The organism is Olsenella uli, from assembly GCF_901212675.1.
Lineage (GTDB): Bacteria > Actinomycetota > Coriobacteriia > Coriobacteriales > Atopobiaceae > Parolsenella > Parolsenella uli_B.
This window is the reverse complement of record NZ_CAAKOQ010000021.1, coordinates 40,222-54,981: the sequence shown is the minus strand read 5'-3', so window position 1 is coordinate 54,981 and position 14,760 is coordinate 40,222. Positions and strand designations below refer to the sequence as shown.

At 67.8% G+C, this 14,760-nt stretch carries 11 protein-coding genes and 1 pseudogene; 4 read left to right on the top strand and 8 right to left on the bottom strand.

The window, feature by feature from the left end; all coding sequences use genetic code 11:
• Together EFAMC1_RS02480 and EFAMC1_RS02475 are read right to left on the bottom strand one after the other, a co-directional pair.
• Positions 1–717: a class I SAM-dependent methyltransferase gene (locus EFAMC1_RS02480; protein WP_154052758.1), complete on the bottom strand. Its 717-nt coding sequence runs from the start codon at positions 715–717 to the stop codon at positions 1–3.
• Positions 718–903: 186 nt separating this feature from the next.
• Positions 904–1,545: a hypothetical protein gene (locus EFAMC1_RS02475; RefSeq protein WP_154052757.1), complete on the bottom strand. Its 642-nt coding sequence runs from the start codon at positions 1,543–1,545 to the stop codon at positions 904–906.
• A 581-nt stretch (positions 1,546–2,126) separates the two neighbouring features.
• Here EFAMC1_RS02475 and EFAMC1_RS02470 point away from each other — a divergent pair.
• Positions 2,127–4,709: a ribonucleoside-diphosphate reductase subunit alpha gene (locus EFAMC1_RS02470; protein WP_261981722.1), complete on the top strand. Its 2,583-nt coding sequence runs from the start codon at positions 2,127–2,129 to the stop codon at positions 4,707–4,709.
• A 648-nt stretch (positions 4,710–5,357) separates the two neighbouring features.
• On the top strand, positions 5,358–5,894 hold the full coding sequence (locus tag EFAMC1_RS02465; protein ID WP_261981721.1) for a pyridoxamine 5'-phosphate oxidase family protein: 537 nt from the start codon (positions 5,358–5,360) through the stop codon (positions 5,892–5,894).
• Positions 5,895–5,932: 38 nt separating this feature from the next.
• On the opposite strand, the pseudogene EFAMC1_RS11115 reads toward EFAMC1_RS02465, so the two are convergent.
• Positions 5,933–6,118, bottom strand: a pseudogene (locus EFAMC1_RS11115) (flavodoxin); the annotation flags it as partial.
• Between the two features lie 377 nt (positions 6,119–6,495).
• Here EFAMC1_RS11115 and EFAMC1_RS02455 point away from each other — a divergent pair.
• A complete protein-coding gene (locus EFAMC1_RS02455) occupies positions 6,496–7,554 on the top strand; it encodes a ribonucleotide-diphosphate reductase subunit beta (RefSeq protein WP_222838614.1) in 1,059 nt (352 codons plus the stop codon).
• Positions 7,555–7,566: 12 nt separating this feature from the next.
• Here the strand turns inward: EFAMC1_RS02455 and EFAMC1_RS02450 are convergent, their stop codons facing one another.
• From EFAMC1_RS02450 to EFAMC1_RS02435, 4 genes are read right to left on the bottom strand one after another with little or no spacing between them, the layout of a single operon-like run.
• A complete protein-coding gene (locus EFAMC1_RS02450; protein WP_154052754.1) occupies positions 7,567–7,935 on the bottom strand; it encodes a multidrug efflux MFS transporter in 369 nt (122 codons plus the stop codon).
• A gap of 18 nt (positions 7,936–7,953) precedes the next feature.
• Positions 7,954–10,281 (bottom strand): xanthine dehydrogenase family protein molybdopterin-binding subunit, encoded by a 2,328-nt coding sequence (locus tag EFAMC1_RS02445; protein WP_154052753.1) that lies wholly within the window; start codon positions 10,279–10,281, stop codon positions 7,954–7,956.
• On the bottom strand, positions 10,278–10,874 hold the full coding sequence (locus tag EFAMC1_RS02440; RefSeq protein WP_154052752.1) for a (2Fe-2S)-binding protein: 597 nt from the start codon (positions 10,872–10,874) through the stop codon (positions 10,278–10,280). The genes EFAMC1_RS02445 and EFAMC1_RS02440 overlap by 4 nt, the downstream gene beginning before the upstream one ends.
• Positions 10,875–10,876: 2 nt before the next feature.
• On the bottom strand, positions 10,877–11,926 hold the full coding sequence (locus EFAMC1_RS02435) for an FAD binding domain-containing protein (protein WP_222838613.1): 1,050 nt from the start codon (positions 11,924–11,926) through the stop codon (positions 10,877–10,879).
• Between the two features lie 402 nt (positions 11,927–12,328).
• On the opposite strand from EFAMC1_RS02435, the gene EFAMC1_RS02430 reads away from it, so the two are divergent.
• Positions 12,329–13,330 carry a glycosyltransferase family 2 protein gene (locus EFAMC1_RS02430; RefSeq protein ID WP_154052750.1) on the top strand — a complete coding sequence of 334 codons (1,002 nt, stop codon included), beginning with the start codon at positions 12,329–12,331 and terminating at the stop codon, positions 13,328–13,330.
• An 88-nt stretch (positions 13,331–13,418) separates the two neighbouring features.
• Here EFAMC1_RS02430 and EFAMC1_RS02425 read toward each other — a convergent pair whose 3' ends face one another.
• Positions 13,419–14,726: an EpsG family protein gene (locus tag EFAMC1_RS02425; protein WP_154052749.1), complete on the bottom strand. Its 1,308-nt coding sequence runs from the start codon at positions 14,724–14,726 to the stop codon at positions 13,419–13,421.
• Between the last annotated feature and the right edge of the window lie 34 nt (positions 14,727–14,760).

The following is a 14,760-nucleotide window of genomic DNA, read 5'->3' as shown; positions in this document are numbered from 1 at the left end:
TCAGAGGTCGCCCCGCGCATCGGGGAATGATGCGGCTGCCGCGTTGGCGGAGGCTGAGGCCGCCGCGTCGGGGATAGGCGTTGCCGCCGCGTCGGCGCGCAGCGTGCCCGAGACCACGTAGATTTCCTCGTCGAGCTCGACGTCGACGTCAAACCACGGCGCCACGATCCGGGCCAGGTCGGTCGCAGGCATGAGGCCGCGCGACACGGCCGAGGGCGTGGCGCTGTGGCCCCCGTCGATGACGGCTCGGCTCGCGTCGTGAGCGATGGTGAGGCGGCCGCCCGGCGCAAGCGAGCGAGCGACGTTGGCGACGAGGCGCGCGGGCGAGACCATGTGTGGCAGGGCGTTGAAGACCATGGTGCGGTCGGTCGTGGGCAGCGAGCAGACGGACGCGTCGCCCACGCCAAAGCTCGCGCGTTCGCCGAAGCCCTTCTCGCGCGCGCGGTGGACCATCTCGGCCGAGAGGTCGATGCCGTGGACGCGGGCCACGCCGCGCCGGAGGTAGCACGGGACGAGCACGCCCGTGCCGCAGGCGATGTCGAGGACGCTCACGCCCGGCAGGATGTCCGCCAGATCGAGGATGCGCTCGATGCGGGCAGGGTCGTGCTCGCAGACGCCGTCCCAACCGTCGGCCAGTCGGTCAAAAAAGGCGCGGACCTCACCCACGTTGACGCCGGCATCGCCCATCGTGGCCTCGCTTCCCTCGAGCTCGATCATGGACCTGAGCCTAAACGAGGCGAGAGTATAGAACCAAGTTGGTGATTTGTTCGGAAATTAGTGAACTTATTGGCACTATCGTTCGCAAACTGCCCTCGCGGGCGACTTCGGTCAGGCCCACTCTGGGATGGGGCCCGGGAATCGCCGCCTGTCGAGCGGGCCTGTCTTGGGCTTCCGAAATGCCGCCTAGCTGTTCGCGAGGCGGTTCAGGAGGTCCGTCGCGGAGCCGGCGGCGTTCTTGGCGCCCTCGCTCAGCTGCGACGCGGCATCGCCCAGCTGCGACCTCACGTCGCCGAGGTCGATGGAGCCAAGCTTGTCGAGGGCGTCTCCCGCTAGCGAGCCGAGGGTCTCGCCACCGGACGAGTCCGCCGACTCGCCGGTCTCTGGGGCGGTCGTCGTGGCCTCGGGCGAGGAGGGCTCCACCGCGGTCGGCGAGCTCGCGGCCCTGGACGCCGCCCGGTTGGTCGCCGTGCAGGAGCCGACCTGGAAGGCTATGACAATCGCGAGGATGACAGCGAGGACGGCCGCGACCCAGGCGAACGGGTTGCGTCGCGGGGTCGGATGCCGCGAGGCCGCCCAGGTGTCGGCCGAGGCAGGGGCCCGGTCGCCATCGTCAGACCCCGGGATGTAGGGCGGCTGCTGCGGGGGCGACGCCACGAAGGGACGGCGCTGGGTCGTTCCGTCGTCCGCCGGCTGCGCGGCGAGGGGCTCAGTGTCCTGGCCGGGCTCGCCCGACGGCTGCCAGCCGCCGATGGGCTCGGTGACCCCGGTGTCGATGCGACGGGTGGGCTCGGCATCCCCGCGGGCGTACGCATCCCGGTCTTCCATGGCCCCTCCTCCGCCCGACGAGAGTACAGACAATGTGTTGCCGACCACAGACAACACGCTGGCCTTCCCAGACGACGCGCCGCCCGTCCCAGAAAGCCGCGCGGCCCGCCCCGGACAACGCTTTGCCTACCATTGTTCCCCACCAGAGGGGGCGGCTTCTAGACAGATTGCCGCGCGGAGGCAGTTGGTCGATAGGTGTCCCCCACGGGGTCCGGGTCGTTGGCTCATATCCTTCCATGTTGCTTGGAATTGACAACCAATATCAACTTTCTGGGAGAGATTCGGAGGGAGCTGGGAGGGGCTCGTACGCGCTTCTCGCAATCGCCACCGCACAGGTGGCAGTTGTGGAAGTCTTGAGTAGGCTCCGACAGAGCCGCAGGGAGACACAATCTGTGGGGCGGCGCGGTCCCTCGGGCACAGCGGGTAGTGGCATGATGGGTCGCCGGACGCAGCACGCGGCACACGCCCGCAAGCCAGACATGGCACCGGGCACGCGCCGGACACAGCACGCGGTGCCCGCCCACGCAAGCCCAGACCAGCTCGCGGGCACACGCTCACACGACACGCGAAGCGGAGACGACGTGAACATAACCAAGCGTGACGGCCGCACGGAGGCCTACGACGGATCGAAGATCACCTCGGCCATCGACCGAGCGTTTGCCGAGGTCGCGGCCCAGACCGGAAGCGAGCCCGCCTCTGCCGAGACGCTCGCCTCCCTGCTCGCGGCCGTCGAGGCCGCCATGGCCGAGCGCAGCGTCTCGACCGTGGAGGACATCCAAGACATCGTCGAGCGCGCCCTCATGGAGCAGGGCTACTTCGACGTGGCCAAGAGCTACATCCTCTACCGCCACACGCGCGCCGAGGCCCGCCTCACGCGTCAGGCCATCTGCGCCACCGCCGGCACCGACGAGCTCGACCCCGTCCTCGAGCGCATCGAGCGCGACTTCCCCGAGCAGGACTACGCCCTCGCCACCCTTTTGGCCAAGGCCCGCGGCTTCGTGAAGAGCGGCATGGACACCGACGAGCGCCTCGGCGCGCTCACCAAGGCCGCCGTGGAGCTCACGAGCCAGGAGGCCCCGCGCTGGGAGATGGTGGCCGCCCGCCTGCTCGCCTTCGCCTTCCACCGCAGGCTCGCCGCCGCCGAGGCCTCCCGCGGCATCACCAACTTCTACGAGAAGCTGCGCCACCTCACCGACCAGGGCCTCTACGGCGACTTCATCCTCGGCCACTACAGCAAAGCCGAGATCGACGAGGCCGCCGGCTTCATGGTGCCCGAGCGCGACGACCTGTTCACCTACGCGGGCCTCGACCTTCTCCTCAAGCGCTACGTCATCTGCTCGCACAGTCACGAGGCGCTCGAGAGCCCGCAGGAGATGTTCCTCGGCATCGCGCTCCACCTCGCCATGAACGAGGGCGAGGACAAGGCCTGCGCCGCGGACGTCGCCGCCACCGGCACCGAGCCCGCCTCGACCGTTCGCCTCACGTGGGTGCGCCGCTTCTACGACATGCTGTCGCGCCTCGAGGTCACCATGGCCACGCCCACGCTGGCCAACGCGCGCAAGCCCTTCCACCAGCTCTCGAGCTGCTTCATCGACACCGTTCCCGACAGCCTGGAGGGGATCTACCGCAGCGTCGACAACTTCGCCAAGGTCTCCAAGTACGGCGGCGGCATGGGCATGTACCTGGGCAAGGTTCGCGCCAAGGGCGGGAGCATACGCGGCTTCGAGGGCGCGGCCGGCGGCGTGATCCGTTGGATCCGCGTCATCAACGACACCGCCGTGGCCGTGGACCAGCTGGGCGTGCGCCAGGGCGCCGTGGCCGTCTACCTCGATGCCTGGCACCGCGACCTGCCCGAGTTCCTGCAGCTGCGCACCAACAACGGCGACGACCGCATGAAGGCCCACGACGTCTTCCCGGCCGTGTGCTACCCCGACCTCTTCTGGAAGATGGCCGAAGAGAACCTCGACCAGCCCTGGCACCTCATGTGCCCGCACGACATCCTCGTCGTGAAGGGCTACGCCCTCGAGGACTACTTTGGCGAGGAGTGGGAGCGCCGCTACAAGGAGTGCGTGGCCGACCCGCGCATCCCCAAGCGCACCGTGAGCGTCAAGGACATCGTACGCCTCGTGCTCAAGAGCGCCGTGGAGACGGGCACGCCGTTCGCCTTCATGCGCGACACGGTGAACCGCGCCAACCCCAACCCGCACGCAGGCATGATCTACTGCTCCAACCTCTGCACCGAGATCGCGCAGAACATGAGCGAGATTCAGAGCGTGTCGACCGAGGTCAAGACTGAGGACGGCGACACGGTGGTGGTCACCAAGACCCGCCCGGGTGACTTCGTGGTCTGCAACCTCGCGAGCCTGTCGCTCGGGCACCTGCCGGTGGAGGACGAGGCCAAGATGGGCGAGGTGGTCGAGACCGTCGTGCGCGCGCTCGACAACGTCATCGACCTCAACTTTTACGCGCTGCCCTACGCCAAGATCACCAACCGCCGCTACCGCTCGATCGGCCTGGGCGTCTCGGGCTACCACCACATGCTGGCCAAGCGCGGCATCAAGTGGGAGAGCGAGGAGCACCTGGCCTTTGCCGACGAGGTGTTCGAGCGCATCAACCGCCACGCCATCGCCGCGAGCGCCAGGCTTGCCGCCGAGCGCGGGAGCTACGCGCTCTTTGACGGCAGCGACTGGCAGACGGGCGCCTACTTCGATAAGCGCGGCTATGCGGGCAAGGCCTGGGAGCCGGTGCGCGAGGCGGCCGGGCGCGGGATGCGCAACGCCTACCTGCTGGCCATCGCGCCCACGTCGAGCACGTCGATCCTCTCGGGCACCACGGCCGGCCTCGACCCGGTGATGCGCCGCTTCTTCCTCGAGGAGAAGAAGGGCTCGATGCTGCCGCGCGTGGCGCCCGAGCTCTCGATGCGGACGTACTGGTACTACAAGCCCGCGCACCTCATCGACCAGACCTGGAGCATGCGCGCGGCCGGCGTGCGCCAGCGCCACATCGACCAGGCGCAGAGCGTGAACCTCTATGTCACGAACGAGTACACGATGCGCCAGGTGCTGAACCTCTACCTGGAGGCGTGGCGCGACGGCGTGAAGACCATCTACTACGTCCGCAGCAAGTCCCTCGAGATCGAGGAGTGCGAGAGCTGTGCGAGCTAGCGAATAGGCTGATGGCGGCGAGACGGGCGCTTGCTCAGGGCAAGCGCCCGTCTCGCATTAACGCAGGGAGCGACGCGGCAAGGCTGGGCGCACCTCGAACGATACTATCGAGTTTGCTGCAGTTCACGGGAGAAGCTGAGAGTAGACGGCAGACGTGCGCCTTCGCTACCTGTGGTTTCACAATGACCGGATGCCCGTTTACTCAGCGGGATCCGCTTCGACTGCAGCAAACTCAATAGTTTTGTTCCGGGACGGCGAACGGCGGCGTCCGTCCCGGGCAAATGCCACCTATCGCAACGCTTCCGTGTGGGAATCCGACGAACCAGAGATTCGCAGCCACCACGCTTTGACGCATTTGCCGCCCGCGAGCACGTAAAAGCGTGGTGGCTGTAAAAGGCATGGCAGTGATGACGCCCGCGCGGAGGAATAAGATAACGGTTGCCCGGGGGCACTTGTCGTCTGGGTAGTTGCTATCCGCAGTTCCCGACCAACTCGGATGCGCGTCCTTCGGTTCCCGACCAACTCGGACAAAAATGGCCTCGGCTTCGTCCGAGTTGGTCGGGTCTAGCGATGCAGACGACAGGCACCTTGGGCACACGTCATCAACATGAGGGACGCAAAGCCCAGCGGGGCGAGGAAAGGACGGCCATGGAATCGGCGATTCCCATGCGCAGGAAGCGTCAGAGCCTACCCGAGGAGACTTGTATTGAAGTGCTCGAGCGCGGGACCTCGGGCGTGCTGGCGCTCAACGACCCGGAGCAGGGCGTGCCCTACCAGGTGCCCGTGAACTATGGCTACCGCGACGGGCGCCTCACCTTCCACGGCGCCACCGTGGGCCACAAGGTCGAGCTGCTCAAGGCGGACCCACGGGCCTCGTTCACGGTCATCGACCAGGACCAGATCGTTCCCGAGCAGTACACCTCGTGGTTTCGTAGCGTCGTCTGCACGGGGCGGCTGCGTCTGCTCACGGATCCCGACGAGCGGATGGACGAGCTCATGTTCATGGCCGAGCGCTTCTGGCCCGACCACGAGGAGCACGCGCGCGCCGAGATAGCTGGCGCCTTCGACCATACGGCCGTGCTCGCGCTCGACATCGAGACGATGAGCGGCAAGGAGGCCGCCGAGCTCGCCCGCAGGCGGAGGGCCGGGGAGCTGTTGGGCAGGGCCCCGCGTCTTCCGCTGTAGGGCGGGCGGGGTTCCGCGCATCTCGAGATGCGCGGCGCCACATACCACCAGATGGGAAAGCCAACGAGCACCACGTCGAAGGTCGCGAGGCCGTCCGGGGCCTCGGCAAGCTCCGGCCTCGTACGATGGTCATTCATCTCGCGCGTACTGCGGCTCTGCTTGTCGTTCCAGTTGAGGTCCGCCGGGAAGCGAAGCGCGCGCCGTTCTTCGCGTAGCGACCGCACGGTCGCCTGCCCCGGCCCTCCAAGACGAAAAGCGGGAGCTCCCAGGGCAAAACGCTGCCCGCAATTTCAAAACTATCGAGTTTGCTGCAGTTCAATCGGCATTGCCCAAGTAGCCGGGAAAGAGCCAACTCGTTTACCAGGGCCTTGAGTTTTGGGATAACCGTCCCTACTTGAGAGGGTCGACTTCGACTGCAGCAAACTCGATAGTTTTGCTCCAAGGCGTTCCCAGAACGCTTCGAAGCCGGCTCAAAGGGGCCCCGGAGGGGCCCAAAGTGCGCGACCGCACACACATTCTCACCCAAGTGATGTGGTGTACTGGTCACCGACGAAAGAAGCGGCCCCGACCCCAGCCGGGAACGCACGGAGAAGAGGAAGCCATGACCGAGCACCCCATGCCCAAACTCACCAAGAAGGCCCTGTTCAACCCCGACGGCGACACCGACGTCCGCGCACGCCGCATGATTGGCGGCAACACCACCAACCTCAACGACTTCAACAACATGAAGTATCCCTGGGTCAGCGACTGGTACCGCCAGGCCATGAACAACTTCTGGATTCCCGAGGAGATCAACCTCTCCCAGGACGTCAAGGACTACCCCAACCTGCCCGAGCCCGAGCGCGTGGCCTACGACAAGATCCTCTCGTTCCTCGTGTTCCTCGACTCGCTTCAGACGGCCAACCTCCCCAACGTGGGCGAGTACGTCACGGCCAACGAGGTAAACCTGTGCCTGCACATCCAGACCTTCCAGGAGTGCGTGCACTCGCAGAGCTACTCCTACATGCTTGACACCATCTGCTCGCCCGAGAAGCGCAACGAGATCCTCTACCAGTGGAAGACCGACGAGCACCTACTCAAGCGCAACGAGTTCATCGGCAACCTCTACAACGAGTTCCAGGAGAGGAAGGACGCGCCCACGCTGCTGCGCGTCATGATGGCCAACTTCATCCTGGAGGGCGTGTACTTCTACTCGGGGTTCATGTTCTTCTACAACCTGGCGCGCAATGGCCGCATGCCCGGCAGCGCCCAGGAGATCCGCTACATCAACCGCGACGAGAACACGCACCTGTGGCTGTTCCGCAACATGATCTTGGAGCTGCAGAAGGAGGAGCCCGAGCTCTTTGGGCCCGAGGCCGTGGCCGACCTCAAGGCGATGCTCGAGGAGGGCGTACGCCAGGAGATCGCCTGGGGCCACTACGTGGTGGGCGACGACATCCAGGGCCTCACCAAGCAGATGATCACCGACTACATCAAGTACCTGGGCAACCTGCGTTGGAGCTCGTTGGGCTTCGGGCAGCTCTATGTGGGGTACGACGAGGAGCCGGCCGACATGCGGTGGGTGAGCCAGTACAGCAACGCCAACATGGTGAAGACGGACTTCTTCGAGGCCAAGTCGACGGCGTATGCCAAGTCGACGGCGCTGGTGGACGACCTGTAGGCCGTTGCGGCTTCAACGCACCTGGCAGGCCCCGCCACATATGCCTGCGGTCGAGGTCACTTTTCGCTTTGCGAAAAGTCCCTTAGCCCCGGCCTCCGGGTCATGGCGGGTCTCCCCTGTTGGGGTCGGGGCGGCGATTGCCACGGCGGTGCCGATGGCGCCGGAGAGCTGCTGCGGGGTGTTGATGACGGCATTGCCGTCGGCCTTGGTGGCGGCGGGCAGAAAGCCCAGCGACGTCGTGAGCATGTTGCCCACCATGAGGCTCTGGCCAAACGCGAACACCAGGCACACGAGCGCGACGGAGAGCGCCAGCCATCCCGGCAGGTCAAAGGCGTCGCGATCGACCTCGTGGCTCTGGCGGATCGAGCAGACGCCCGGCACGCATCCCCAGCACGCGGCCTACTCCCCGAACAGCGCCTTCTCCGGCGTGACGGGCAGCGTGCGCACGTAGTTGCCCGTCGCGTGGGCCACCGCGCTCGCAATCGCGGGCGCGGGCGTGTTGATGACCACCTCGCCGATCGACTTGGCACCGAACGGGCCCGTGGGCTCGAAGCTCGGCGCAAAGTCGACGCGGATGTCGGGCACGTCCATGCGACTGGGAATCTTGTACTGCATGAAGTTGCGCGTGCGCATCCGGCCCGCCGGGCTGTACTGCACGTCCTCGAAGAGTGCCATGCCGATGCCCTGCCCGATGCCGCCCTCGGCCTGCACGCGGGCAAGGTTGGCGTTGGCCACGGTACCGCAGTCTACGCACGCGGCGTAGTCGACGACCGTGACCTTGCCCGTCGCCTTGTCCACGTCCACCTCGGCGATGCCCGCCATGAAGGGCGGGGGCGAGACGGGCTGCGTGTTGGAGGAGGTCGCCGTGAGGCAGCCCAGCTGAAGGCCCGCGCCCACCGTGCGGTCGGCGAGCTCGGCCAGGCTCATCTCGAGCGCCGCGCCGTCCGCGCCTGTGGCACGCAGCACCTCGCCATCGAACTCCACGGCCACGGCGTCCACGCCCCAGGCCCGCGCCGCCTCCGCGCAGATCTTCTCCCGCAGCGCCCGCGCCGCCTCCACGGCCGCCCGGCCCGAGATGTACGTGCCGCTCGACGCGTACGCGCCGCAGTCGAAGGGTGACACGTCGGTGTCCACCCCGCGCACCACGATCCGGCTCGGATCGCACTCGAGTACCTCGGCGGCAAACTGCACGAGGATGGTGTCGCAGCCCTGCCCCATGTCGGTGCAGCCGATGTTGAGCACGTAGAACCCGCCCTCGTCGAGCTTTATCTCGACCGTGCCGATATCGACGTTTGAGATGCCTGAGCCCTGCATCGTGAGTGCCACGCCCAGGCCGCGCACCCTATCGCCGAGGTCTCGGCGCAGGGGCTTGTCGGCCCAGCCCACCATCTCCATGGCACGGGTGAGGCAGTCGTCGAGCCGGCAGCTGTTGAGCGTCTCGCCGTAGTACTGCGGCATGACCTCGCCCTCGTGCACCATGTTCTTGAGGCGCAGCTCGCACGGGTCCATGCCTAGGCGGTCGGCCAGCTCGTTCACGGCGCTCTCCACGGCAAAGCAGCCCTGCGTGGCGCCGTAGCCGCGAAAGGCCCCCGCCGGCTCGGTGTTGCTGTAGACCACGTCGTAGGCGAAGCGGCTCGCGAGCGCGTGGTTGTAGATGGGCAGCGTCTTGTGCCCGGTGAGGCCCGCCGTGGTGGGGGCGTGGTAGCCGTAGGCGCCGGCGTTGGAGAGCTCGTAGAGGTCGATGGCCACGATGGTGCCGTCGGCGCGCGCACCCACGCGCACGTGCATCTGCATCTGATGACGCGTGTTTCCGCAGGCAAACGTCTCGTCTCGCGTGTAGACGCACTTGCAGGGCCGGCCCAGCATGTAGGCCGCGAACGCCGCGAACGGCTCGTTGCAGCCGCTCTGCTTGGCGCCGAAGCCGCCACCGATGCGCGGCTTCACCACGCGCACCTGGCCCTTGGGGATGCAGAGGGCATTTGCCACCATGCGGCGCACGTGGAAGGGGACCTGCGTGGAGGCCACCACGCAGAGGCGGCCGTGCTCGTCGGTGTAGGCATAGCTCGAGAACGGCTCCATCATGGCCTGCTGGGCGGCCTGCGTGACGTAGGTCTCGTCCACGATGACGTCTGCCTGGGCAAACGCGGCGTCGAGGTTGCCCACCTCGGAGACCTCATGGGCCACGAGGTTTCTGGAGAAGTCCTCACCGATGGGGATGTAGGCCTTGATATCGTCCTCGTCGTGGATGACGACGGGGTTGTCGAGCGACTCGCGGAAGTCCGTGACGGCCGGCAGCACCTCGTAGTCGACCTTGATGCGACGGATGGCGGCATCGCAGGCCTGGACCGAGGTACCCACCACGATAGCCACCTCGTCGCCCACGTAGCGCAGCGTGCGGTCGAGCAGCAGCGTGTCGTAGGGGCTGAGCTCGCGGAAGCTCTGGCCGGCGAGGGTGTAGCGCTCCTGCGGCACGTCGGCGTAGGTGTAGATGGCCTCGATGCCGGGCGTCTTGAAGGCGCGCGTCACGTCGATGGAGCGGATGCGCGCGTGCGCGTGGGGCGAGCGCATGAGGCGCACCACGAGAGCGTCGGCCGGGGCGAGGTCGTCGGTGTAGACCGGGCGGCCCTCGAGCAGGGCGAAGGCGTCCTTCTTCACCACGGCGTGCGAGACGGTCCTGACCTCGCCGGCGCGGCGGTCGGGGGCGATGTAGCTGGAGACGACGCTCATGCGCGCACCTCCTGGACGGAGGCGGGCTGGGCGGCTGGCTGGGCGGATATGGCCGGCGCGTTGTGCTCGGCTGGCTCGGCGGACTCCGCGGGCACCGCGCTCGCCGCGGGCCGGGCGGGCGTGGCCGCGAGCACGGCGGCGGGCTGCTCGGTGCCGAGGAAGCGGCGCACGGCGCGCATCTGGCTCGCGTAGCCGGTGCAGCGGCAGAGGTTGTTCGCGAGGTAGCGGCGGATGAGGTCGTCGGTGACCCGGGAGTGGTCGCGGCGCAGCGCCATCACGTTCATGACGAGGCCCGGCGAGCAGAACCCGCACTGCTCGGCGCCCTCCTCGGCCATGCAGCGGGCAAACTCGGCGGACTGCGCGCGCAGGCCCTCGAGGGTGGTCACCTCATGGCCGTCGGCGCGGCCCATGACCACCGAGCACGAGAGCACCGGCCGACCGTCGAGCCACACGGTGCACAGGCCGCAGTTGCTCGTCTCGCAGCCGCACTTGACGCTCTTGAGGCCGCGGGCGCGGAGGAATTCGAGAAGGCGCAGGTCGGGGACCACGTCGGCTGAGACCTTCTCCCCGTTTATCACAAGCTTGACCTGCATGGCTACTCCCCTCCCCTCTCGGACCTGCGGTGCGAGCCGGACGCATGGCGGGCGACGGGCGCGGCAGCGCGGGCGTCGGACCTGGCGGCATGGGCCTCGGACCCGGCGGCGCAGACGCCGGAATCTGCGCGGTGGGCATCTGCGGCGCCGCGCTCCGGGCCGCGACGTGCCTCGCGCTCGTCCTCGAGGTCCTCCGCGGCGCGCTGGCGCGTGTCGTCGGCCACGTCGCGCTCGCTCTTGCCCGCAGCCTCGAGAATCGCCCGCCGGCCCAGCTCGCGCGCGAGGTGGCGCCGGTAGCGCTCGCTTCCGCGCATGTTGGAGCCCATCGGCAGCTCGGAGAGCCGCTCGCACGCGGCGTTGAGCTCGTTGGTCGTGAACTCGGCGGGGAGGCCGAGCGCCTCGCCAGCCACCAGCACCGCCCGCGTGGGCCGCGCGCCCACGGCGACACGCCAGGCACCACCCCACTCGGCCGCGCACACGTTGAGCACGGGGAAGTCGGTGGCGCTCCTGCGCACGCACTGGAAGCTCGCGCGGTAGTCGCGCATGCGCACCACGAGCCGCACGAGGATGTCGCGCTCGTAGGGCGAGGCCGCGAACTCTGCGAGCGGCATGCGGCCGGCACCGGCCAGCTCCACCTCGCAGTCGAGCGGGAGAAGCGCCGTGAGCACGTCGGAGAAGCCGAAGCGGCCAAAGAGGCTGCCACCCACGGTGGCGAGGTTGCGCATCTGCACGCCCACGATGTCTCGCACGGCATGCTCGAAGACGTGGCAGGTAGCGTCGTTGAACTGCTCGTGGCACTCGAGCTCGTGGAGCGTCACCATGGCGCCCACCGACCAGGCGTCGCCCTCGGAGGCCGGGCGCGCCGTCTCGAACTCCACACGCTCGATTCTGCCGAGCCCGCAGGCGGAGAGGTCTATGACCATGGGAATCTTGCGGTTCTGGAGGCGAAGCCACACGCCTCCGCCCAGGATGCGACTCGAGCGGCCCTTCCTGAGGAGCTCGTAGGCCTCGGCCACGCTGGCCGGCCGCTCGTACTTGCCAAACTGCAGCACAACTCTCCTTCGCTTGCGCGTACCTGGCAGCGCGGGACCGACGGGAACCGCGCGCGCAGACCATCCGGCGACGGGCATGCCGCACCGGCAGGGCTGCCGCCGGGCGAAGGCGTCGTGCGCCGGGGACCCCACGAGGGGTCGCGCGTCTCAAGGTTGGGATAACGTAGGTATCCTAGAGGAATTCGAGCCTGAGCGCGACCGATTCGAGCCCGTCTCCACAACCGCAAGATCTGTCACGTTTCCTTCCGTATGATTTGTCACATTTTCCTTCCGTATGATTTGTCACATTTTGAAAATGTGACAAATCATACGGAAGGAAACGTGACAGCGGCAGACGTCAGGACGCGCTCAGGCGCAGGGGTTACACTGTGTCAAGCCACACCCGACCCACCAGGAGTTCCCATGCGCACACGCCCCGTCCTCGCCATCGTCGTTCCCTGCTACAACGAGCGCGAGGTCCTCCCCATAACCTGCAAGCTCTTCAAGGCCGAGCTCGACGACCTCGCCGCCAAGGGCAAGGTGGCCCCGGGCAGCCACGTGCTGTTCGTGAACGACGGCAGCTCAGACGACACCTGGCAGATCATCCACGACCTCGCGGCCAGCGACCCCGTCTTTCGCGGCCTGTCGCTCTCGCGCAACCGCGGCCACCAGAACGCACTGCTCTGCGGCCTCATGGAGGCCCGCCACCACGCCGACGCCACCATCTCCATCGACTGCGACGGCCAGGACGACATCGCCACCATGGAGGCCATGGTCGACGCCTACCTCGATGGCTGCGACGTCGTCTACGGCGTGCGTTCCAGTCGCGAGACCGACACGTTCTTCAAGCGCTTCTCGGCCCAGTCGTTCTACAAGCTGCTCGAGCACATGGGGGTGGAGTGCGTCTACAACCACGCCGACTACCGTCTCATGAGCTCGCGCGCCCTCGACGCGCTCTCGGAGTTCCACGAGGTCAACCTGTTCCTGCGCGGCATGGTGCCACTCGTGGGCTTCAAGTCGACGAGCGTCTACTACGAGCGCCACGAGCGCATGGCGGGCCGCTCGCACTACCCGCTCTCCAAGATGCTCGCGCTGGCGATGAACGGTATCACGAGCCTGTCGGTGAAGCCCATCCGCATCATCACCATGCTGGGCGCGCTCGTGTGCACCCTCGGCCTCATCGGGGCCATCTGGGCCATCGCCACCGCCATCCTGGGGCACGGCGTGCACGGCTGGGCCAGCACCATCGTCATCGTCTGCCTCATGGGCGGCGCACAGATCCTGTCGCTTGGCGTCATCGGCGAGTACGTGGGCAAGATCTACCTCGAATCCAAGCACCGCCCGCGCTGGATCGTCTCCGAGCGCACGTGGGAGGACGAGGGCAAGGACGCAGACTCGCACAAGGGGAGCGACGCGCAGGCGTAGGCCGACTGGGCTTTCGGCGGGGTTCTCGCCCGCCCTACCGGGCCGCACCACTGCCGAGTCTCAATGGCCCAGCTAGGCCCCGCCCGCCCTACTCCGTGACCGGGCGGTCCGCCTCGGGGATCTCGGGCGGCGTGTCGAACATGCGCGCCACCTCGTCGCGCGGCGTGGTGAGGATGCTGCGGTAGGGAAGCACGTCGTCCTTGCCGCCCGCGAACTGTATGCAGCTCGTGGCCAGCCAGCACGCGCAGGCCACCAGCGCGAGCGCGCGGCGCAGGCGCTCGCCGGACAGCGGCCCCAGGCGCAGGCCCAGCCGCGACACCTCCCGCAGCGCATAGGGCAGCTGCAAGATCAGCAGGGGCGCGAGGTAGCGCGCCACCCGGTCGACGATGTAGGGCAGAAACGCCTCCGAGACGAGCAGCGCGACCAGGCACACCTGGCACATCGTGAGCGCCGACGCCCAGCGCCCCCAGCCAGGCCCGCCCACGAGCCGCACCCGCGCGCAGCCCTCGGACACCGCGGCCTGCTCCCCGCGCGAGGCCTTCCGCAGTCGCCCCGCATAGGACCACACCGTGAGCGTGAGCGTCACCCCAGCCGTCACGATGGCGTTGGGGCGCAGGTGGGGCGAGGTGTAGAGCCCCGTGGGGTCGTAGAAGTAGCGCCCGTAGCGCGTACCCTCGAGCAGCACCGCTGCGGCCTGCTCGCCCACGAGCGCGAGCGTCACGAGGCCCACGACGAGCGCAAGCACGCGGCGGCCGTTGAGCGGCACGGCAAACAGCGGCCACATGAGCAGCCAGAACAGGGCGCTCGAGTGGGCCAGGGCACCGGCCAGCACCCACAGGGCGTAGCGCACGAAGGAGCGCCGCCCCACCTGCGGGCGGTCGTCGCCGTCCTCCCCGCTCCAGCCCACCCAGGCGAAGGCGTTCAGCACGCAGGCGATGGCGACCCACTGCCGCACGATGTTGAACGACTCCAGGTAGAGGCCGGCGACGAGGAACAGCGCCACCGAGAGCGTGGGCGAGCACGAGAGGCGCCGGCACGCGCGCAGCGTGAGGCCGCAGACGAGCGCCGAGGTGATCGCGAAGAACCACTGGACGTTGCCCCCGAGCGCCACGGTGAGGCGGATGAGGGCCAGAAAGCCCGGGTCGATCCCGAAGCGCATGGAGCCACCGTCGGCGTAGACGCGGAAGACCTCGACGTAGCCGAGGTAGAACTGCTTGCTTGAGTAGTCCGTGCCCACGTCGAAGCGCAGGGCCGAGGGCAGGAAGAGCGCGAGAAACGCGACGGCCCACAGGACGTTGGCCCACATGCGGGACGAGAGGCCGCAGGGCGGGGCGACGCGACTCGCGGCGGTGACGCTGGCGATGGCGAGGGCCCCCGTCGAGAGGTAGACGAGCATGCGGAGTCCTTTCGACGCGCGATGGGTCCTCACG